At 72.1% G+C, this 20,291-nt stretch carries 19 protein-coding genes; 8 read left to right on the top strand and 11 right to left on the bottom strand.

Translation table 11 applies throughout. The annotated features are described in order from the left end of the window. Window positions 1–5 precede the first annotated feature (5 nt). Window positions 6–962 (top strand): pseudouridine-5'-phosphate glycosidase, encoded by a 957-nt coding sequence (locus MQN93_RS23095; protein WP_242711075.1) that lies wholly within the window; start codon window positions 6–8, stop codon window positions 960–962. A gap of 24 nt (window positions 963–986) precedes the next feature. Here MQN93_RS23095 and ilvY read toward each other — a convergent pair whose 3' ends face one another. Next, complete coding sequence (ilvY, locus tag MQN93_RS23090; protein WP_016433545.1) at window positions 987–1,829, bottom strand: HTH-type transcriptional activator IlvY; 843 nt, start codon at window positions 1,827–1,829, stop codon at window positions 987–989. 88 nt (window positions 1,830–1,917) lie between these two features. Here ilvY and MQN93_RS23085 point away from each other — a divergent pair, with 88 nt between their 5' ends. Beyond that, window positions 1,918–3,387 carry a ketol-acid reductoisomerase gene (locus MQN93_RS23085; RefSeq protein ID WP_242711074.1) on the top strand — a complete coding sequence of 490 codons (1,470 nt, stop codon included), beginning with the start codon at window positions 1,918–1,920 and terminating at the stop codon, window positions 3,385–3,387. 274 nt (window positions 3,388–3,661) lie between these two features. After that, entirely contained in the window at window positions 3,662–4,189 is a 528-nt protein-coding gene (locus tag MQN93_RS23080) for an SMI1/KNR4 family protein (protein WP_242711073.1), read from the top strand. A 33-nt stretch (window positions 4,190–4,222) separates the two neighbouring features. On the opposite strand, the gene MQN93_RS23075 is transcribed toward MQN93_RS23080, so the two are convergent. The 5 genes from MQN93_RS23075 to MQN93_RS23055 are packed head-to-tail and all read right to left on the bottom strand — an operon-like array spanning window position 4,223 to window position 7,167. Then, window positions 4,223–4,618: a tautomerase family protein gene (locus MQN93_RS23075; RefSeq protein ID WP_242711072.1), complete on the bottom strand. Its 396-nt coding sequence runs from the start codon at window positions 4,616–4,618 to the stop codon at window positions 4,223–4,225. A 44-nt stretch (window positions 4,619–4,662) separates the two neighbouring features. After that, window positions 4,663–5,574, bottom strand: coding sequence for a phosphotriesterase family protein (locus MQN93_RS23070; RefSeq protein WP_242711071.1), 912 nt, complete (start codon window positions 5,572–5,574; stop codon window positions 4,663–4,665). Continuing rightward, the gene (locus MQN93_RS23065) at window positions 5,571–6,155 is read right to left on the bottom strand and encodes a DUF4865 family protein (protein ID WP_016433540.1); all 585 of its coding nucleotides are present in this window, start codon (window positions 6,153–6,155) and stop codon (window positions 5,571–5,573) included. Before MQN93_RS23065 ends, MQN93_RS23070 begins: the two co-directional genes overlap by 4 nt. Before the next feature lie 10 nt (window positions 6,156–6,165). After that, window positions 6,166–6,585 carry a (R)-mandelonitrile lyase gene (locus MQN93_RS23060; RefSeq protein WP_016433539.1) on the bottom strand — a complete coding sequence of 140 codons (420 nt, stop codon included), beginning with the start codon at window positions 6,583–6,585 and terminating at the stop codon, window positions 6,166–6,168. 12 nt (window positions 6,586–6,597) lie between these two features. Then, on the bottom strand, window positions 6,598–7,167 hold the full coding sequence (locus MQN93_RS23055) for a TetR/AcrR family transcriptional regulator (RefSeq protein WP_372504434.1): 570 nt from the start codon (window positions 7,165–7,167) through the stop codon (window positions 6,598–6,600). A gap of 184 nt (window positions 7,168–7,351) precedes the next feature. Here MQN93_RS23055 and MQN93_RS23050 point away from each other — a divergent pair, with 184 nt between their 5' ends. From MQN93_RS23050 to MQN93_RS23040, 3 genes are read left to right on the top strand one after another with little or no spacing between them, the layout of a single operon-like run. Beyond that, window positions 7,352–7,645 (top strand): SHOCT domain-containing protein, encoded by a 294-nt coding sequence (locus MQN93_RS23050; protein ID WP_016433537.1) that lies wholly within the window; start codon window positions 7,352–7,354, stop codon window positions 7,643–7,645. Next, window positions 7,642–8,391, top strand: coding sequence for an ABC transporter ATP-binding protein (locus MQN93_RS23045; protein WP_242711069.1), 750 nt, complete (start codon window positions 7,642–7,644; stop codon window positions 8,389–8,391). Before MQN93_RS23050 ends, MQN93_RS23045 begins: the two co-directional genes overlap by 4 nt. Next, window positions 8,388–10,949, top strand: coding sequence for an ABC transporter permease (locus MQN93_RS23040; RefSeq protein ID WP_242711068.1), 2,562 nt, complete (start codon window positions 8,388–8,390; stop codon window positions 10,947–10,949). The genes MQN93_RS23045 and MQN93_RS23040 overlap by 4 nt, the downstream gene beginning before the upstream one ends. A 293-nt stretch (window positions 10,950–11,242) precedes the next feature. On the opposite strand, the gene MQN93_RS23035 is transcribed toward MQN93_RS23040, so the two are convergent. Further along, window positions 11,243–11,773 (bottom strand): ATP-binding protein, encoded by a 531-nt coding sequence (locus tag MQN93_RS23035; protein ID WP_016433534.1) that lies wholly within the window; start codon window positions 11,771–11,773, stop codon window positions 11,243–11,245. 231 nt (window positions 11,774–12,004) lie between these two features. Beyond that, window positions 12,005–12,328 carry a hypothetical protein gene (locus tag MQN93_RS23030; protein ID WP_016433533.1) on the bottom strand — a complete coding sequence of 108 codons (324 nt, stop codon included), beginning with the start codon at window positions 12,326–12,328 and terminating at the stop codon, window positions 12,005–12,007. A gap of 325 nt (window positions 12,329–12,653) precedes the next feature. Between MQN93_RS23030 and cds1 the strand changes: the two genes are divergently transcribed. Then, entirely contained in the window at window positions 12,654–13,778 is a 1,125-nt protein-coding gene (cds1, locus tag MQN93_RS23025; protein ID WP_016433532.1) for an L-cysteine desulfhydrase Cds1, read from the top strand. 17 nt (window positions 13,779–13,795) lie between these two features. Here cds1 and MQN93_RS23020 read toward each other — a convergent pair whose 3' ends face one another. Next, complete coding sequence (locus tag MQN93_RS23020; protein WP_242711067.1) at window positions 13,796–14,266, bottom strand: SRPBCC family protein; 471 nt, start codon at window positions 14,264–14,266, stop codon at window positions 13,796–13,798. 90 nt (window positions 14,267–14,356) lie between these two features. Beyond that, window positions 14,357–15,175: a DeoR/GlpR family DNA-binding transcription regulator gene (locus MQN93_RS23015; RefSeq protein WP_016433530.1), complete on the bottom strand. Its 819-nt coding sequence runs from the start codon at window positions 15,173–15,175 to the stop codon at window positions 14,357–14,359. Window positions 15,176–15,470: 295 nt separating this feature from the next. Between MQN93_RS23015 and MQN93_RS23010 the strand changes: the two genes are divergently transcribed. After that, the gene (locus tag MQN93_RS23010) at window positions 15,471–17,822 is read left to right on the top strand and encodes a hypothetical protein (protein WP_242711066.1); all 2,352 of its coding nucleotides are present in this window, start codon (window positions 15,471–15,473) and stop codon (window positions 17,820–17,822) included. Here the strand turns inward: MQN93_RS23010 and MQN93_RS23005 are convergent. After that, on the bottom strand, window positions 17,792–20,230 hold the full coding sequence (locus MQN93_RS23005; RefSeq protein WP_016433528.1) for a right-handed parallel beta-helix repeat-containing protein: 2,439 nt from the start codon (window positions 20,228–20,230) through the stop codon (window positions 17,792–17,794). The genes MQN93_RS23010 and MQN93_RS23005 overlap by 31 nt on opposite strands. Window positions 20,231–20,291 lie beyond the last annotated feature (61 nt).

Here is a 20,291-nt window from a genome sequence, read left to right as displayed (position 1 = left end):
CCGAGATGATCACGCCCGCCCCCGCCCCGACCCCCGCGACCGCCGTCCCGCACCCGCGCCTCGTCCTCACCGACGAGGTCCGCGAGGCGCTGCGCGAGGGGCGTCCCGTCGTGGCGCTGGAGTCGACGATCATCAGCCACGGCATGCCGTACCCGCAGAACGTCGAGATGGCGGTCGAGGTCGAGCGGATCATCCGCGACGGCGGCGCCGTCCCCGCCACCATCGCCGTCCTGCACGGCCGTCCCCGCATCGGACTGACCCCCGAGGACCTGGAGCTCCTCGCGACCGCGCCGGACGTCACCAAGGCCAGCGTCCGCGACCTCGGGTACGTGATGGCGCGCGGCGCACACGGCGCGACGACCGTGGCGGCCACGATGCGGCTGGCCGCCCTCGCCGGCATCCGCACCTTCGTCACCGGCGGCATCGGCGGTGTGCACCGCGGCGCGCCGACCACGTTCGACATCAGCGCCGACCTGACCGAACTGGCCACGACCGGCGTCGCGGTGATCAGCGCGGGGGTGAAGAGCATCCTCGACATCGGCCTGACCCTGGAGACCCTGGAAACCCTCGGGGTCCCGGTCCTCACCTACGGCACCGAGGAGTTCCCGGCGTTCTACTCGCGCCGCAGCGGCTTCACCTCGCCGATGCGCGTGGATTCCGCCGCCGAGATCGCGGCCGTGATGCACGCCCGTTGGGACCTCGGCATCCCGGGCGGCGTCAGCATCGCCAACCCCGTGCCCGAGGACGAGGAGGTCCCGGCCGAACGCATGGACGGCGTCATCGCGCAGGCCCTGACCGAGATGGACGAGGCCGGCATCACCGGCAAGGACACCACGCCGTACCTCCTCGGCCGGATCGTCGAACTCACCGGCGGCGAGAGCCTGCGGACCAATATCGCACTGGTCAAGAACAACGCCCGGCTCGGCGCGCGGATCGCGGTCGAATACGCCAAGCTCGGCTGACCGCGCACGCGCAACGGCTGCGGCTCACCGGCTCCAGAGAGCCGCCACCAACGGCCGCCGCAGATCCGCCCGCCGCACACACAGCCCGATCGTGAACGGCTCCGGTGCGGGATCCGCGGGAATCATCGTGAGCCGGTCGCGTACCGCGCTGTGGTCCAGTACGAGACGGGGGACCACGCCGGTGCCGCAGCCCAGGGCCACGAGGGTCAACAGCGCCTCGTGGCCGTCCGGTTCACCCGCCACGTCCGGCCGGGTGCCGCGAGCGCGGAACCACCGGTCGGCGGTCTCCCGGACCAGCCCGCGGTGGGGGAGCACGAACGGCCCGGCGAGCGTGGGGTCGGGACGGTCCCGTGCGGTCACGAGGACCAGCTCGGTGACCGCCACCGTCCGGCTCACCAGGCCCTCCGGCAGCCGCGCCGGGATTCCCGCCACGGCCACGTCGACCTCGCCCTCGTCGAGCCGGGCCAGCGCGGCGGCGGCGTCGCCGGTGCGCAGGTCGAGCTGGACCTGGGGGTGGGCGGCGCGGAAGGGGGCCAACAGGCCGGGCAGCAGCGCCTGGCAGGCGGTGACCGTGGCGAACAGACCTAGTCGGCCGGTGAGTTGGGCCGGGTCCGGGTGTTCCTCGCGGTACGACCGCCACAACTCCAGTGCCTGGACGGCGTATTCACGGAAGCGGTGCCCCTCCGCCGTCAGCGCCACCCCGCGCGGCCCGCGCTCGAACAGCCGGTGCCCGAGGTCGGTCTCCAGCCGCTGCACCGTCCGCGTCAGCGTCGCCGGGCTGACATGGCAGTCGAGACTCGTCCGGCCGAAGTTCAGCGTCTGCGCCAGATGGAGAAAAAGACGCAGCTCCCGATGGTCGTCCCGCACGCCGTGACCTCCGTCTTTCGCTCGCTGCAACGCCCCGATGCGAAGGTTGCGCTTGCTGCAACGCCGACCGGGAGCCTACAACTCGACCATGACCTCGACCGCGTACACCTCCCGCGTCTTCCCCCTCGAAACGATGGACGTGCCCGGCGGCACGGAGACCATCCTGCGCGGCGGCCGGCACCTGTTCCCGCTGCTGCCGCAGGCCTTCGCCGGTGTCCGCCGCATCGGCGTCCTCGGCTGGGGCCCCCAGGGCCGCGCCCAGGCCCTCAACCTGCGGGACTCGCTGACCGGCACGGACATCACGGTGACGGTCGGCCTGCGCCCGGGCTCCGCCTCGGCCGCCGACGCCCGTGCAAACGGATTCACCGAAGAGGACGGCACGCTCGGCGAATGGCTCGCCGTGGCCGCCGACAGCGACCTGCTGATCCTGCTGATCGCCGACGCCGCGCTCGCCGCCCACCACCAGGAGATCTTCGCCGCCCTGAAGCCCGGCGCCGTGATCGGCCTCTCGCACGGCTTCCTGCTCGGCCACCTCCGGGAAACGGGCGGGGAGTTCCCGCCCGGACACGGAGTGATCGCCGTGTGCCCCAAGGGCATGGGCGACTCCGTGCGACGCCTGTACCGGCAGGGCGAGGAGATCAACGGCGCCGGGATCAACAGCAGTTACGCCGTCCACGCCGACCCCGACGGCCGCGCCGTCGACCTCGCCCTCGGCTGGTCGGTCGCGCTCGGATCGCCGTACACCTTCCGCACCACGCTCGCCGGCGAGTACCTCTCCGACATCGTCGGCGAACGCGCCATCCTGCTCGGTGCCGTGCACGGCATCGTCGAGAGCCTGTACACCCGCGCCCGCCTCGCCGGCGACGCCCCCGTCACCGCGTATGAGAAGGCCTGCGAGAACATCACCGGGCCGATCGCCCGCACCATCTCCCACACCGGACTCCGCGCCGTGCGCGAGGAGTTGAACCCGGACGGTCAGGACGTCTTCGACCGCGCGTACACCGCGACGTACGGCCCCGCCCGCGAGATCGTCGCCGAGATCTACGACGAGGTCGCCGACGGTACCGAGCTGCGCAGCGTGATCCTCGCCGAACAGCGGCTCGGCAGCCGCCCGATGAGCGCCATCGGGGGCTCACCCATGTGGTCGGTCAGTGACGAGGTGCACGCCCGGCGCGGCGCACGCGACCTGCCCGTCGACCCGTTCACGGCCGGCGTCTTCGTCGCCACCATGACCGCCCAGGTCGACGAGTTCGCCGAGCGCGGCCACGCCTGGTCGGAGATCGTCAACGAATCCGTCATCGAGGCGGTCGACTCCCTGCTGCCCTATATGCACGCCCGCAACGTCGCCCACATGGTCGACAACTGCTCCCGCACGGCCCGCCTCGGCGCCCGCCGCTGGGGCCCGCGCTTCCAGTCGGCGTACGAGCAGATCGCCTACCCGGCCGCCGAACTCCCCGCGGACCAGACCCTGCTGACGGCCTTCACCACCCACCCGGTGCACGACGCCCTGTCCGCGGCGACGAAACTGCGCCCCTCGGTGGACATCGCCGTCTCCTAGGGGCGTTGTCAGTGGCTGGGGCCAGGGCCTGTCTTTCGGATCAGGTCGGCTGAAGGAAACGGCGCGTCCTGGCCGACCCGAGCGGGGTCTGGTGCGTGCAGCTGCAAGGCGGAGGAGTGAGTCGACGCGATGGGGGTCCCCCCGGTCGAGCGAAGCCGAGACTGGGGGAGTCGGCGACTGACGACAACGCGGCTGGGGGCACCCCCTCTGGGGGAGTGCGTGCCAGGGCCCGCGACGCCGAGATGATCCGAAAGACAGGCCCTAGCCTGCGGGCATGATCGAGACGACCGGCGACGACCGCCGTTTCCCGCCCGCCCTGACCGACGTGGCCAAGGCCGAGTTCGACTACGACGAGGGCGAGGGTGTCGACTTCGAGCCGTACGGCGCCTTCGAGTCCGCCGAGGAGACCACCGACTGGCTGCGGCACTGGACGGGCAACCACGACCTCGACGGCGACGCCTACCGGACCTTCGGACAGGACGGCACCGGTGGTCGTGCCGCCCTCTGGTGCGTGCGGCCGGACCGCCCCCTCGCCGAGCAGCCCGTGGTGTTCCTGGGCTCGGAGGGGGAGCGCGGTGTGATCGCCGGGAATCTCTCCGACTTCCTGTGGGTGCTGGCCGACGGCGTGGGCCCGCTGGAGGTGGTGGAGTTCGAGCAGTTCGAGGGGCGTCAGGACGCCGCACTGACCGAACTCGCCGAACGGCACGCGACCACACCCCGCCGCACCGCCCGCGAGATCGTCACCGAGGCCCGGGCCGAGTTCCCGGCCTTCTCCGACGACATCGACGCACTCTGCCGCTGAGCCCGCAGCCCCGGCAGCTGCCACCGAGCCTGCTCAGGCGGACGGAGCGTCGAGATACTGCGCCGCGCCGTGACCGAGCGACCAGTCGGCCGACTCGTTCTCGGTCACGGTGACGAACACGTTCCGCGGCTCGGTCCCGGCGTAGGCCTCGGCCAGTTCGGCGATCCGGCGGTACAGCGCCTGCTTCTGCGCCGGCGTGCGTCCGCGGCGCATGGTGATGGCCACATAGACGATGCCGCCGTTCCGGTCCACGCCGAGGTAACCGCCGTACCGAAGCGTGCTGTTGACGCCGTCGTGGCCGACCAGCACCTGGAAGTGGTCGTCGGGCGGGATGCCGAGGGACTCCACCAGGGCCTGGTGTACGGCGCGCCCGAGGGCGTCGAGACGACGGGCGTCCGCGTGCAACGCGTCGATGCGGACGAACGGCATGCGATGTCACTCCTTCTCGGGCTTCCTGCTGTGCAGCACTCGTCTCAACTCCACTCCACGGCGAACGCCCGACCCGGGTTCTCCGCAAGGATGCGATCCACCGCCTCCTTGCCCAACTCCGCCTCCAGCCGCGGTCGCACGCGCCGCAACAGATACGGCATCCCGGGCCCGCCGCTCACCGAGCGCGCCGCGGCGACGACGGTGTCCCCGCCGAGCAGCACCCGGTGCCCGAATCCGGCGTCCGCCAGGGCGCGTACGGCATCCGGCATGCGCCAGTCGGTGGCGTGATGGGTGCGGGACGGGCCGTCGAACGCCAGCCAGCAGCCCGCCTCGGCAGCCTGGCGCTGCACCACGAGATCGGGGGAGCGGTTGAGATGCCCGAGGATGACTCGGTGCGGTGGCACGCCCAACTCGCCGCACAGCAGGTCCAGTACGTCGAGCGCGCCCGTGCCCATCTCGAGATGGATGGCGACGGGCGCACCCGTCGCACGGTGCGCCTCGGCCGCCGACGTCATGGTCCAGCGGGCGTGGGCGTCGAGGGCGTGGAAGCCGCCCGCCACCTTGATCAGCCCGGCCCGGACGCCCGACGTGCCGATGCCCTCCGTGAGTTCACGGACGAACAGCTCGGCGAGCCCGCCGCGCACCTCCTTGAGCAACTCCGGTGCGTAGTGGGCCGCTTGGTGCAGTCCGGTCGCGCACACCACGTGCACCCCGGTGGCCTGCGACAGCGCGGGCAGGTCGGCGGCCCGCCGCCCCATCCCGTACGGCGTCCACTGGACGACGCCCGTCCCGCCCGCCGTACGGAACGCCTCCAGCTCGGCCCGTGCCGCGCGGGCGTCGTTGAGCTCCTGGCCGGGCAGCTGCGGGCTGCTGATGAAGAGGTGGTCGTGCGCGTCGCACACACCCAGCTCCTCGGGCCGCAGATCCCCCAGCACCGTACGGACGACGCCGCTCACCACTGCCGTCCACGCGGCAGCCGGTCACGCCCCGGCGACGACATGTGCAGCACCTCGAACACATCGCCCTCCGCCTTGGGCATGTCGTGCTCCCAGAGCGAGAAGTGGACCAGCTCCCAGCGGCTGGTGTCCACGGCGGCCGCCGCGAGCACCGCTCCGTGCTCGCCGGCCAGGCGCGCGACCTCGTCGACCGCCTCACCCATCACCGCCGCCAACTCCACACCGTCCGCCACGACGTGACGCCGCCGCACCGCGAACCGCGGCGAAGAGCCCGCGGCGCCCCCGTCCTCGTAGGCGAGACCGCTCCACAGCCGCGCCGACGGCCGCCCGAAGTCATTGCTGAGGCCCTGGAACGCGCCGCCCCAGAGAAAGGTGTTCATGCCCTCCATGGAGTTCCACAGGTAGAACGGGGCGTACTGGTTGACCGGCGAGCCGTTCACCCCGCGTTCGCGCACGAGGTACGTCTTGATGCCGAGCCCCTCCCAGTCGTCCAGCAGATGCCCGACGCGGGCCACGCGTCCGCGGATGATGCCCATGTCGTAGTCGGCGGGCAGGGTCAGTTCGTACTGCAGGGCGTGCATCGATGCCTCCTCAGGTGCGGGTGTCCGGCGATGCGCCGGCGGCGTACTCCTCCGGTCCGACATGCGCGTCCCACTGCGTGGTGGTGCCGTCCGCCGCGGCCTCCACGACCGCGATATGCGTCATGAAGGTGCGCGGACCGGCGCCGTGCCAGTGCCACTCGTCCGGCTCGATCCACACGGTGTCGCCCGCGCGGATCGTCTCCACGGCACCGCCCTTGCGCTGCACCCGTCCCTCACCCTCGAGGACGTGCAGGACCTGGCCGTGCGGATGGCGGTGCCACGCGGTGTGCGCGCCGGGTGCGAAGCGGACGCTGAACATGCGCAGCCGGGACGGGGCCGGGGGTGCGGCGATCTCGTCCAGCCACACCGAACCCGTGAAGCACTCGGCCGGACCCGGCTGTGTGCCGGGGTGATTCCTCGTGACGTGCACGTGCATGCGCTCCTATCGCGGGGCCAGAAGGGACAACAGGCCCCGGACACCGGCGTCGAAGGCCGTGGGGGAGCCGGAGGCACGGGCGAGCACATAGCCGCCCTGAACGGTGGCGAGTATGGCCGCGGCGATCTCCTCACCGTCGAGCCGGGACGCGAACTGGCCCTGCTCCTTGCCCTCTTCGACGATCCCGGCGATCAGCTCACGGATCGCGTCGAGCGTCTCGTCGACCGGTGCGCGCAACTCGTCGCTGGCGACGACGTCCGGGTCCATCGTCAGCCGCCCGACCGGACATCCGCGCAACACGTCGCGCTCGCGCAGCAGATAGGCCTCGATGCGCTCGTACGGCGTTCCCGGTCCGCGCAGTACTCCCTCGGCGGTAGCCCGCAACTGCTCGGCCGTCCGCCGGATCGCCGCGAGCGCGAGATCGGGCTTGCCCTTGAAATGGTGGTACATGCTGCCCTGCCCGGCACCCGAGCGCTCCAGGATCGCCTTGGGGCTGGTGCCCACGTAACCGCGCTCCCACAGCAGCTCACGAGTGGACTCGATCAGCCGCTCCGCCGTGCTCTCCGAGGTGCTCATGGCGCCACTGTACATACTAGTAGTTACAGAAGTCGAGCCGTCACGGAGCAGCCGGAACAGCCCCGCGTACTCCCAGGGAGGTACACGCAGTGCCGCTGGCCGTACGACGACCCGGACCCCTCCCCGGCGGGAGCCTCGAAACATCACCGGAACACCGGAAGACCCACCTGGGAGATGACTCGACATGCAGACACTCGCGAACTGGAACGGCGACGGCCCCGGCCCCTGGATCCTCTTCTTCCCGCTGATCTGGGCGGCCGTGGTGGTCGGCGTCGTGACGCTGCTGCGCCGCACCGTGTGGCGTGGCCGCCGCGGTGGCCCGTGGCGCTTCATGGACGACGCCCGCCCCACCGGCGACTCGCCCATCGCCGTGCTCGGCCGCCGCTTCGCCTCCGGCGAGATCGACGAGGACGAGTACTGGCGCCGGCTGTCCGTGCTGGACGAGCAGTTCGGCCGTACGAAGGGCGGTGCGGCGTGACGACCGCGACCACTGTGCGGACGGCCGCCCGGGTCGTCGACGCCGTGAAGGTGTACGGCCGAGGCGACACCGAGGTGAGGGCCCTGGACGGGGTGAGCGTCGACTTCCCGGTCGGTCGCTTCACCGCGATCATGGGGCCCTCGGGCTCCGGCAAGTCCACGCTGATGCACTGCGCGGCCGGTCTCGACACGCTCACCTCGGGCGCCGCCGTCATCGGCGACACCGAGCTGGGCAGCCTCGACGACCGCCGCCTCACCCTCCTGCGCCGCGACCGCGTCGGCTTCGTCTTCCAGGCGTTCAACCTGGTGCCGACGCTGACCGTCGCCGAGAACATCACACTGCCCCTGGACCTGGCGGGCGGCAGGGGTGACCCGGAGTGGATCGACGCGCTGATCGACGTCGTCGGCCTGCGCGACCGGCTCCACCACCGGCCCACCCAACTCTCCGGCGGCCAGCAGCAACGCGTGGCCGTGGCACGGGCGTTCGCCGGCCGGCCCGACGTCGTCTTCGCCGACGAGCCGACCGGAAACCTCGACTCGCGCTCCGGCGACGAGGTCCTCGGCCTGCTCGGCCGGACCGTGCGCCAGACGGCCCGCACCGTCGTCATGGTCACCCACGACCCGGTGGCCGCCGCTCACGCCGACGAGGTCGTCTTCCTCGCCGACGGACGGCTGGTGGACCGGATGGAATCCCCGACCGCGGACAAGGTCCTGGACCGCATGAAAGCCTTCGAGGTGCCCTCATGAACGCCGCCGTACGCCTGAGCGTGTCCTCCCTGCGCGCCCACAAGCGGCGCTTCGCCGGAACCTTCTTCGCCGTGTTCCTCGGCGTCGCCTTCCTGGCGGGCACCCTCGTCATGGGCGACACGCTGCGCGCCAGCTTCGACTCCATGTTCGGCAGCGCGACCAGCGGCACGGACGCCGTGGTGCGCAGCGCCGACGCCATCACCACGCCGGGCGACAGCCAGGGCGTGCGCCAGCCCGTCCGTACGGACCTGGTGAGCACCCTGCAGGACGTGCCGGGCGTCGCGGCCGCCGCGCCCGACATCGAGGGCGCGGGCCAGCTCGTCGGCAAGAACGGCAAGCCCGTCGGCGGCCAGGGCCCGCCCACCCTCGCCGGCAACTGGATCACCGATTCCGAGCTCAACCCGTACCAGCTGGCCGAGGGTCGCGCCCCGCAGAAGTCCGGCGAGGTCGTCGTCAACCGCGGCGCAGCGAAGAAGGGCGACCTGAAGATCGGTGACACCACCACGCTGCGCACCCCCGACCCGGTCAAGGTGACCGTCGTCGGCCTCGCGACCTTCGGCGGCGAGGACGGCATGGCACAGGTGACCTTCACCGGCATGACCCGCGCCGACGCAGAGAAGTACCTCACCGCCAGGCCCGGCGAGGCGGCGAGCATCAAGGTGCGGGCCGGTCCCGGTGTCGGCGAGAAGGAGCTCGTCGACCGGCTGACTCCCGTACTGCCCAAGGGGGTCGAGGCCATCACCGGTCAGGAGTCGGCCGAGGAGAACACGGACATGATCTCCAGCCAGTTCCTGTCCATCTTCACCACCTTCCTGCTGGTCTTCTCCGGCATCGCCCTGCTGGTCGCGACCTTCTCCATCCACAACACCTTCGCGATCGTCGTCGCCCAACGCACCCGCGAGAACGCACTGTTGCGGGCCCTCGGCGCCTCCCGCCGGCAGGTCACCGCGACAACGCTCGTCGAGGCCACCGTCGTCGCCGTGGCCGCCTCCGCGGCGGGCCTCGCGGGCGGCATCGGCATCGCCGCGGGACTGCAGACCCTGTTCCCGGCGATCGGATTCCCCTTCCCCGACGGGAACTTGGTGATCAGCGTCCTGTCCATGGTGCTGCCGCTCGCGGTCGGCATCGTGGTCTGCCTCGGCTCCGCGCTGCTGCCCGCCGCACGCGCAGGCCGCACCGCCCCGCTGGCCGCACTGCGCGAGACGGCCGTGGACACCTCCGGAGCCTCCCGCACACGTGCCGTCACCGGCATGGGTCTCGCCGCCCTGGCCGTGGCCACCACGCTCACCGGGGTCCTGGTGTCACCGTCCATCTGGCTGGCCGCGTTCGGCGCCGTACTCGCCCTGGCCGCGTTCGTGGTCCTCGGCCCGGTCGCCTCCACCTCGGCCGTACGGATCCTCGGCGGCCCCCTCGACAGGCTCCGCGGCGTCACCGGCGGGCTCGCCCGGCGCAACGCCCTGCGCAGCCCCAAGCGGACCGCCGCCACCGCGAGCGCCCTCATGATCGGCGTCGCCGTCGTCTCGCTGTTCACCGTCTTCGGCGCCTCGCTGAAGGCGACCATGGACCAGACGGTGTCCCGGTCCTTCGCCGGCGACGTCGCCGTCAGCACCCCGTCCTTCGGCGCGGGCGGCAGCGGCCTCAGCCCCCGGCTGGCCGGGGCGATCCAGCAGATCCCCGAGGTCGACACGGCCGTCGGCCTGGGCCGCGGGGTTGCGAAAGTCGACGGCGAGGGACGGGCGTTGACCGTCACCGACCCGATCGCCCTGGAGCGCACCTTCGACCTCGGCAAGGTCGACGGCTCCCTGCGCGGCCTCGGCACCGACGGCATCGCGATCACCCGCTCCGAGGCCGACAAACAGCACTTGACCACCGGCGAGCGGGCCCGCCTGACCTTCACCGACGGCAGGACACAGACCTTCACCGTCCGCGCGGTCTACGGCCGCTCCGAACTCGCCGGCGACTACGTCATCACCCGCGCCGCCTGGGCCCCGCACCGCACCCAGGACGCCGACAGTCTCATCGCCGTCTCCTTCAAGGACGGCGTGAGCACGGACGCGGGCAAGGCGGCCGTCCAGAAGGTGGCCGACCGCTACGGCAACCCCGAGGTGCAGACCCGGGACGACTACGCGCAGTCCTCGGCCGGCGGCATCGACATGATGCTGACCCTGGTCTACGCCCTGCTCGCCCTCGCGGTCCTCATCGCCCTGCTGGGCATCGCCAACACCCTGACGCTGGCCGTCCACGAACGCACCCGTGAACTGGGCCTGCTCAGGGCGGTCGGCCAGACCCGTTCCCAGTTGCGGGCCATGGTCCGCTGGGAGTCGGTGCTCGTCGCGGCGTTCGGCACGGTCGGCGGCCTCGGCCTCGGCGCCTTCCTGGGGTGGGTACTGGTCAAGGCCTCGGACGGTGCCAGCGACAGCGCCTTCGCCTTCGCGATCCCGCCCGTGCAACTCGTGATCGTGGCCCTGGTGGGCCTGGCGGCAGGCGCCCTGGCAGGCCTACGCCCGGCCCGACGCGCTGCCCGCCTGGACGTACTGCGCGCCATCGCCACGGAGTAACTACCGGTCACCAACGGCGGCTTGAGATCGAGGTGGGCCCGAACCAACAGCAAGGGCCCTCCAACCTCAACGACAGCCCACGCGCCGGCCGGGAGAGAGCCGCAGGGGGCGCGCCGGTGTCGAGACGCCGAACGCGCGGAGGCGCGAAGCGCCGAGCACGATCGGCGTCTCGACACCGGCTGAGGCGCCCCCGGAGGCGAACGACCAATTGGAAGGCGCGCACGATCGGCGTCTCGACACCGGCTTTGGCGCCCCCGGAGGCGAACGACCAAATAGAACGAGTCACCGCCCGGTCAGCCGGCAACGGCCGACCGGGCGGGAGCGTGTGTGGACCTGTGGTCGTCGACCGCGTGCTCGACCTCCGTGAACCGGCGGGCCGGCTTCTCGGCCGTGCGGCGCGGCGGGCGGGCCGGCGCTGCGACCGGCGCCGGGGCGGTGGGCAGCGTGAACCAGACGACCTTGCCGGCGTCGCCGTCCGGGCGCACACCCCAGCTTTCGCTCACCGCGGCCACCATGGCGAGCCCGCGGCCGGTGGTGGCGGACGTCTCCACGTCCCGTACCTCGGGCAGCCGGGGATCGTGGTCGCGCACCGAGACCATGAGCCGGTCCAGCAGCACCTCGATCTCCACGGTGCAGAGCTTGTCGGGCTGGGCGTGCAGGTGAACGTTGGTCAGCAGCTCCGTCACACCGAGCGCGGCCCGGTCGATGAGCGAGTCCATATGCCAGTAGCGCAACTGCGCAGAGACGATTCTGCGGACCTGGCCGATCCGCGACGGCAGGGCTTGGAGCTCTACCGTGCAGTGCCTGCTTGGGTGACTGATCACGGCTGCGACTCCCCGACTGAAGAGGTCCGGAAGAACACGGAAGACGGATCCAGCAGGCGGCCTGGCGAAAACGGTCTCCTGCTGTCGTGCCCGGCGGCTGGTTCGCAGCGTTATCGCCGGTAAACCCAGAGTGACGTGAGACCAGCGTGACGCAGGGGGCGCGGTGGCGCAACTTGCGGTCGGTTCAGCCGATCGCAGGACGCGGCCCGGCGCCTCGGTTGCCGGTGTCCGTCATCCGCCGCGCCCCGCGGCCCTGCGCACCGCCTCGATGAACCGGCCCGCCGCGGGCGGACCGGGCTCGCCGGGCGCCGGGTCGTGGTCGCCCAGGGTGAGCAGATATCGCTTGCCGTTGAGGTCCGCGAGTGCCCGGCCGTGCGCGGCGAACCAGGGCTTGGAGGCGCGTACCGCCTGCACCGGCGCGCTGTCGATCTCGGTGCCGTAACTGGTGAGCAAGGCCAGCCTGCCGTCACTGATCCGGACCTGCCCGGCCCGGGTGAGCGAACGCAGCCGTTTGCCGATCCGCACGCCTGTGGCCTTGAACTCCGGCTCCGCCATACCGCCCCCTTGTGCGCGTCCGGTGCGCTGGACCGTGACCTGCGCGGGCCGTGTCCAGCTGCTGTCGTGATCCAGTGTGCGCCCCCGTCCGGTGCAGTGTGCCCGCACCCGGCGTCGAGCACCAGTGCGTACGACCGCACGTGCCCAAGTGCCCGGAGCACTCGTCCGAATGCGCCCCCATCGGCGCCGACGCCCGCCCCCAGGCCGTTCTTTGGGCCGCCCAAAGGTACGTTTATGCAGGTGAGAAGCGTGCGCAAGGTGCATATGATCGGTGTGTCGGCCACCCGACGCGCCGGGTCGGCGCACTGCGTAAGGAGCACCCGTCGTGAGCACCACTCAACAGGCACGGCCCGGCCGGACCCTCGACGTCGACCACAGTGACGCGTCCTACCGCGACTGGCTGAAAGAGGCCGTGCGCAAGGTCCAGGCCGATGCCAACCGCTCGGCCGACACCCATCTGCTCCGCTTCCCGCTGCCCGAGAGGTGGGGCATCGACCTGTACCTGAAGGACGAGTCGACGCATCCCACCGGCAGCCTCAAGCACCGCCTCGCCCGCTCGCTCTTCCTCTACGGTCTGTGCAATGGCTGGATCCGGCCGGGCCGCCCGGTGATCGAGGCGTCCAGCGGCTCGACGGCCGTCTCCGAGGCGTACTTCGCCGGGCTGATCGGGGTGCCCTTCATCGCCGTCATGCCACGCACGACGAGCGCCGAGAAGATCCGCCTCATCGAGTTCCACGGCGGCCGGTGCCACTTCGTGGACGACTCGCGCAGGATGTACGAGGAGTCGGCCCGTCTGGCGGTGGAGACCGGCGGCCACTACATGGACCAGTTCACCTACGCGGAACGGGCCACGGACTGGCGCGGCAACAACAACATCGCCGAGTCCATCTTCCGCCAGCTGGAGCTGGAGCGGTTCCCGGAACCCGCGTGGATCGTGGCGACGGCGGGCACCGGCGGCACCTCGGCGACCCTCGCGCGCTACGTCCACTACACCCAGCGCGACACCCGCATCTGTGTGGCCGATCCCGAGAACTCCTGTTTCTTCGAGGGCTGGACCACCGGCGATCCGGACGTCACCTGTGACTGCGGCTCGCGTATCGAGGGCATCGGCCGCCCCCGTATGGAGCCGTCCTTCGTGCCCGGCGCCATCGACCGGATGATGAAGGTGCCGGACGCGGCGAGCGTCGCCGCCGTGCGGGCGCTGGAACGGGCCATCGGGCGCAGGGCGGGCGGCTCGACCGGCACCGGCCTGTGGAGCGCGCTGAAGATCGTCGCCGAGATGGTCGCCGGGGGACGACGGGGGAGTGTGGTGACGCTGTTGTGCGACCCGGGCGACCGGTACCTGGACAAGTACTACTCGGACGCCTGGCTCGCCGAGCAGGGCCTGGACATCGGGCCGTACACGGCGGCGATCGACTCCCTGCTGCAGTCGGGAGTCTGGCCCGACTGAAGGACCCGGACGAGCGGTCAGGCCGCGATACGCCGGTCCAGTGAGAGCACCGCGTCCCGGAAGGCCCGGCCGAGACCCGTACGCGCCGCTCTGAGGACCAGTCGGAACGCCGCCGTCCCGTCGGCGGCGAAGGTCCACTGCACGCGCGTGCCGGTACCGGCAGGCAGCAGGCGCCACTCCTCGACCAGGGCCCGCATGCCGGGCGCGTTGGTCACGTCGACGCGGTAGGCGTACACCTCCGGCTCCTTCGCCGCGATCACCGTCTCCTCGAAGCGTGTGCCGCCCTTCAGCCGGACGTCGCGGCGGGCACCGTCGTCGAGCGGCCTCGCGCGTGAGATCGCCGAGTACCAGTCGGCCCAGCCCGGCACATCCTCGGCCAGGGCACGGAACACCGCCTCGGGCGCGGCCGACATCTCCCGTGCGAACACCAGGCGTACGGGCGCGGTCTCGACGAAGTCGAGCCCTACGGTGCGCAGTCGGTGAGCCATGGGCGCGAACCTCCTGGCGGGGCAGGGACGTCGACGGGCGCGACGTACGATAACTGGCGACCCGTCAGATGTCTGCACCGCCGGCGCGGATCAGGCCTCCGGCTCGCCCGCCACCACCAGTTGGCGCAGATGCTCGGAGATCTCCTCGCGTGCGTCGGCCGGCAGTCCCGAGTCCGTCACGAGCGTGTCGACCTGCTCCAGCGCTGAGAACGAACTCAGGCCCACCACACCCCACTTGGTGTGGTCGGCGACCACCACGACCCGGCGCGCCGACTGCACCAGACGCCGGTTCGTCTCGGCCTCCGCGAGGTTCGGCGTCGACAGACCGGCCTCGACCGATATGCCGTGCACGCCGAGGAACAGCACGTCGAAGTGGAGCGCCGCGATCGCCTGGTCGGCCACCGGCCCCACCAGCGAGTCGGACGGGGTGCGCACTCCGCCGGTCAGTACGACGGTGGCCGCGCCCTGCCGGGGGCCGGAGGTGCGCTGCGCCGCGTGGAACACGTCGGCCACCCGCACCGAGTTGGTCACGACCGTCAGATCCGGAACGTCCAGCAGATGGTGCGCCAGCGCATACGTCGTCGTACCGCCCGACAGGGCGATCGCGGTGCCCGGCGTGACCAGTTCGGCCGCGGACCGCGCGATGTCCTCCTTGGCCGTCAGCTCCAGCCCCGACTTGGCTTCGAAGCCCGGTTCGTGCGTGCTCGCCTCGACGACCGGCACGGCGCCGCCGTGGACCTTCTCCAGAACGCCCTGGCGAGCCAGCGCGTCGAGGTCGCGCCGTACGGTCATGTCCGACACGCCGAGCTTGCGGGTCAGCTCGTTGACGCGGACCCCGCCCCGGCGCCGGACCTCGTCCAGGATCAGGGATCGCCGCTGCTCCGCGAGGAGGTTCTGATTCTCGCTCACGTACGCTCCGGTCCTTTCGCCTCAAGCCGTCCGACACGCCCCACGCACCCGCTCCGACAAGGACATTCTTCCCGGCCGGGTGCACGGACGTCCCATCCTCGCACGGGTGGGTACCCTCGACGCCACCGATCCGACGCGCACATGTCACCAACGCCACATCTGTTCCCCGCATATCACTCGGATCGGGGAGATTCCGTGGTCACGGGTGTACGGACCCGGCACGGGCGGGATCCTGGTGTCCGCACGGACACAAACGGCCACGAGCCGACGGCGCGTCACGGGGGAAGTGCGAACAGTGGAACGTGCGCAGGAACGTGTCTCGACCAGCAGCGCCAACGGGTCCGAGGGATCCGGAACCGCCCTGGAGCTCCTGGTCCACGGCGTGGGCGGCACCACACCGCAGGAGATGCTCAACGACCCGAGCACGGTGCGGATCACCGGGGACGACACGGCCGCCGTCTTCCGCCGGGCCGAGGACGCCGACGCGGAGAGCAGGCCCCAGGACTACCGTGACCGGCCGGTGCAGGAAGCGTACGTCTGGTGCAACCTCACCTCCGGCAACAGCGCGCGCGCCCTGTGGCTGCTGTTACTGCCCTTCATGGTCGTCAACCTCGCCCACTGGATGCGCCCCGACACCCGCGGCCGCCGGCGCACCGTCCGGCTGTACGGGCTGCTGGTGCGGCTCGCCGGGCTGACCCTGACGGTGCTGCTCGTCGCGGCCGCCTGCGAGGTCGCCCTGGACCTGGCCGCCTGGCAGTGCGCGGGCACGCGCGCGTGCGCCGAACAGCACTCCTGGCTGGGCTTCCTGTCGCCCGACGTCTCGCACGACGGCTGGTGGAGCAGGCCGGGCCGCCGCCTCGCCCTCGCGGCCGTGGTGCCCGCCGCACTCACCGGCCTGCTCTGGTACCTCTCACGGCGCACCTGGAGCGCCTACGAGTCGGTGCAGCCGATGTCCCACCGGGCCGAACCCGACGAGGAGACCGGGCACAGCGGCCTGGGCAGCCCCGGCTTCTGGTACGGCCGTCGGCTGGTCGCCCGGCTGCGCGCCGCCCACACCGCGGCCGGACTGCTGACGGTCGCCGCGGCGGTGGGATCGGCCGCGGCCCGCCACGACCGCCGACCCGGCGGCCCCGGCACACTCGACGTCCTGGGCTGGCTGCTGCTCGCCGCGATCGCCGCCACCGCGGCCGTCGTGCTGGGGGTGGTCTGCAGCCGTGGCCGCAGCGAGAACCGCGTCGACCAGGAACGCGACAAGCATCTCGTACGAGGGCTGCCGCTCGCCGCGCTGGCCCTGCTGCTGCTCGCCGCCGTGTACGCCGGCTGGGAACGGCCCGGATGGGGCTCGACGGGCCGGCTGCTCGGCGGCGGCGCCACCTTCGGTGGCATCGCCCTGCTCCAGGGCGCACTGGTGATCGCCCTCGCGGTGGTCGCCCATCTGCTGCACCGCACCCACCCCGACACGCGCGCCGCCATGCGCGGCCTGTCCGGCCCCGCCGTCGCCACGCTGGGCTGTGCGCTGGGCGGCGTGATGTCCGGCGGCGTCGCCCAGCGCGTGTCCGACTGGCTCGACGGCACCGGCACCTCGCTCGCCGGCCCACCGGTGCTGCTGACCTGGCAGGCGTCCGTGATCCCCGTCCTGCTCGTCGTCCTGATCGCGTTCTGCGGCTGGCTGGGCCGCCGCGCCTGGCTGCTGCGCCGCACCCAGCTGGGCGAGGTGCAGCCGGACTACCCCTCGGAACCCACGGACGCCGCCCGCACCAGCCGGATCGCCACCACGCGCGCGCTGGCCACCCTCACCGACCGTGCGCCCCTGCTGATCGCCGTCGTCGCCGGCACGACCCTGCTGCTCGGCGCCGGCGCGCTCGTCGGCGCGATGACGACCGACAAGGTTCCGGCCCGGGCCGCGCAGGACGCGTACGCCTTCGTGCACGGCGCCGCACAGACCGCCCAGGCCCTGGGCTCCTGGCTGATCGGCCTCGGCTTCGTCCTCTTCGTCACCTGGGGCAGGCGCGCCTACAAGGACGCCTCCGCCCGCCGCACCATCGGCATCCTGTGGGACGTCGGCACCTTCTGGCCGCGCGCCGCCCACCCCTTCGCCCCGCCCTGCTACGCCGAGCGCGCGGTGCCCGACCTCACCTGGCGGATGGCGACCTGGACGCGTGCCACCGGCGGCCGCCTCGTCATCTCCGGACACTCCCAGGGCAGTGTGCTCGCGGCGGCCGCGGCCTGGCAGCTCAGCCCGTCCGACCGCAGCCGGGTCGCCCTGCTGACCTACGGCTCCCCGATCGAGCGCCTCTACGGCCGCTGGTTCCCGGCCCACTTCGGCCCCGCCGCGCTCACCTCGCTGCACCACGACGTCGACTGCTGGCGCAACCTCTACCGGCTGACCGACCCCATCGGCGGCCCGGTCCGCCTGCCCGGCGACCAGGAACCCGAGGTCGACCGCAAGCCGCTGAAGGACCCCCTCGCCTACGGCCGCACGGCACAACACCCGCTGCCCGCCCCGATCCTGGGCCACAGCGACTACCAGGCCGACCCGGCCTTCGCCGAGGAACGCGAACGGCTGCTGGCGCGGCTGCGGCCGGGCGTACCGACCCCGCGCCCCGAGGCGGGGGCTCAGGAGGACGCGGGCAGGTCCTCGACGTAGAGCAGCGTCAGATCGTCGGTCGTCGGCTCCTCGAACTGGGCGACCCGGCTCGCGTGCCGCTCCACCATCGCCTCGAAGGTCTGCCGGGCGGTGCGGCCGTTGCCGAACGCCGGGCCCTTCGGGATCGCCGTGAAGTACTTCAGCAGGGCCTCGGCGGTGCCCGGCGCCAGCCGGTACTCGTGCTCCTCGGCCTGCTGCTCGACGATCCGCAGCAGCTCCTCGGGGTCGTAGTCGCTGAAGGTGATGGTGCGTGAGAAGCGGGACGCCACACCGGGGTTGACCGAAAGGAAGCGTTCCATCTCGGCCGTGTAGCCCGCGACGATCACCACGACCGCGTCGCGGTGGTCCTCCATCAGCTTCACCAGCGTGTCGATGGCCTCCCGGCCGAAGTCCCGGCCCGAGTCCTCCGGCGACAGCGCGTAGGCCTCGTCGATGAACAGCACACCGCCGCGCGCCCGGTCGAAGGCCTCCTGCGTACGGATCGCCGTCGAGCCGATGTGCTCGCCGACCAGGTCGACGCGGGACACCTCGACGAGATGCCCCTTCTCCAGCACGCCGAGGGAGGCGAGGATCTCGCCGTAGAGCCGGGCCACGGTCGTCTTGCCGGTGCCGGGGGAGCCCGTGAAGACCAGATGCCGCTTGACCGAGGCCGCCTTGAGGCCCGCCTGCTGCCGGCGCCTGCCCACCTCGATCATGTCGGTGAGCGCCCGCACCTCGCGCTTGACGCTCTCCAGGCCCACCAGCGCGTCGAGTTCACCGAGCACGGCCTTCGACGTCCGCGCCGGCTGCTCGGGCGGTGCGGCGGCGAGCAGCGGCTCCTGCTCGGTGGTGCGCTGGCCGGGGATCGCGCCCAGCAGCCCGGGCGACTGCGCGGCCTGCTGCACCACGGCGGTCTCGTGGGCCGCGGGCGGCTTGAGGCCCGCGCTCTCGTCGCTGGTGCACTCCTCGACGACGGGGCCGGCTCCGGGCGCCGCGTCGCCGCCCTCCGCGAACTCGTAACCGCCGCGCGCACACCGCTCCGTACGGCACTTCTTCAACGTCGTACGGCAGCCGTCGATCACATGGAAGCCGTAGCCGCCGCTGCCCGTCACACGGCAGCCGAGGAAGCTGCCCCGGCCGCCGGCCGAGACGTAGAAGCCCGCCTCCGCGGGGGAGTCGACCGAGCAGCGCTCGATGGTCGGGTCGGCGCCCTTGGTGACGATCACGCCCGTCTGCGTGCCGTCGATGGTGCAGCCGTTGAGGGTGCCGCCGCTGCCGTGGTCGCGGAACCAGGCGCCCGTCGCGGCGTCCCGGATGCGGCAGTCGTCGAGCTGCGCGGTGGCGCCGTCGCTCACCGACACGGCCGTGTTGCGCACCTGGGACAGATCGCTGTCGACGACGTCCGCGCGCGAGCCGCGGTCGAGGACGAACAGGGCGTCCGGCACGTCGTGCACCCGGCACGAGTCGAGCACCGCGGTGGCGCCGTCACTGACCCACACCGCGGGGTAGTCGCCGGTGCTGTCGAAGATCTCGCACTGGTTGGCGTCCACGCGCGTGCCCGGGTCCCACACCGACAGGCCGTTGCGGCCGAACTGACGCACCGTCGTGCGGGTCAGGGTGAGCACCGAGCGCGACCGCAGGTCGACCGCGTTCTCCGGGATGTCGTGGATGCGGCAGTCGGCCAGGGTCAGCACCGCGTCCGTGTCGAGGGTGACGCCGTCCGCGGTGGTGCGGTGCACATCGCTGTCCGTGAGGTGGGCGGTGGCCCGGCCGGTGATCTGGACGCCGCTGCCCCGGACCTCGTAGATCTCACAACCCACCGCTTCCACGGCGGTGTTCTCACCGGTCGCCGACAGTCCCGCGCCCGAGGCGTGATGGATCCGGCAGCGCTCCAGACGCGGATGCGCCCCGCCGCGGACGGCGACGCCCGACTGTCCGGCGGCCACGACCTCGCACTCCTCGAACACCCCGCCCCCGCCGTCGAGTACGGCGATGCCGTTGCCCGCGGGGTTGTCGACGGTGCAGCGCCGCACGGTCGGCCGCGCACCCCCGCGCACCTCGATCCCCGCAGCGGACCGCGTGACGACCCGGATGTCCAGCAGCTCCGGCGTGCCCTCCTCGACCAGCAGGGCGGGTGCCGCCGCGTCCTGGCCCTCCACGTGCAGATCCTGGACGACTGCCGAGGCACACACGGTCAACGGCACCCCGTCCGCGGGCGCGATCCGCACCGAGCCGGGCGAGCCCTCGGGCCCGCGCAGGGTGACCGACCGCTGCACGACGAGGTTCTCGCGGTAGGTGCCGGGCGCGATCGTGAGGACGTCTCCGTCGCCTGCGGCCTCCAGGGCGGCGGCGAGCGATGCGTACTCACCCGTGCGGCGTCGCCACCTCGATGTACCGGTGTGCGTCACCTGGACCGTGCCCTGTGCCATGGCGTTGCTGTGCCCCCACCTCGTGATACGCGGGTTGATGCCGAAGGGATCGGCCGCTCCA

The sequence above is a fragment of the Streptomyces spinosisporus genome (assembly GCF_022698145.1).
Lineage (GTDB): Bacteria > Actinomycetota > Actinomycetes > Streptomycetales > Streptomycetaceae > Streptomyces > Streptomyces spinosisporus.
The sequence above is the reverse complement of the archived record's forward strand: the minus strand, read 5'-3'. Positions and strand labels throughout refer to the sequence as shown.

Excerpts from the sequence above, each read along its gene's own strand:
- MQN93_RS23095 (WP_242711075.1), top strand. The coding sequence starts at position 6 with ATGATCACGCCCGCCCCCGCCCCGACCCCCGCGACCGCCGTCCCGCAC.
- MQN93_RS23085 (WP_242711074.1), top strand. The coding sequence starts at position 1,918 with ATGACCTCGACCGCGTACACCTCCCGCGTCTTCCCCCTCGAAACGATG.
- MQN93_RS23080 (WP_242711073.1), top strand. The coding sequence starts at position 3,662 with ATGATCGAGACGACCGGCGACGACCGCCGTTTCCCGCCCGCCCTGACC.
- MQN93_RS23075 (WP_242711072.1), bottom strand. The coding sequence starts at position 4,618 with ATGCCGTTCGTCCGCATCGACGCGTTGCACGCGGACGCCCGTCGTCTC.
- MQN93_RS23065 (WP_016433540.1), bottom strand. The coding sequence starts at position 6,155 with ATGCACGCCCTGCAGTACGAACTGACCCTGCCCGCCGACTACGACATG.
- MQN93_RS23055 (WP_372504434.1), bottom strand. The coding sequence starts at position 7,167 with ATGAGCACCTCGGAGAGCACGGCGGAGCGGCTGATCGAGTCCACTCGT.
- MQN93_RS23050 (WP_016433537.1), top strand. The coding sequence starts at position 7,352 with ATGCAGACACTCGCGAACTGGAACGGCGACGGCCCCGGCCCCTGGATC.
- MQN93_RS23040 (WP_242711068.1), top strand. The coding sequence starts at position 8,388 with ATGAACGCCGCCGTACGCCTGAGCGTGTCCTCCCTGCGCGCCCACAAG.
- MQN93_RS23030 (WP_016433533.1), bottom strand. The coding sequence starts at position 12,328 with ATGGCGGAGCCGGAGTTCAAGGCCACAGGCGTGCGGATCGGCAAACGG.
- MQN93_RS23020 (WP_242711067.1), bottom strand. The coding sequence starts at position 14,266 with ATGGCTCACCGACTGCGCACCGTAGGGCTCGACTTCGTCGAGACCGCG.
- MQN93_RS23005 (WP_016433528.1), bottom strand. The coding sequence starts at position 20,230 with ATGGCACAGGGCACGGTCCAGGTGACGCACACCGGTACATCGAGGTGG.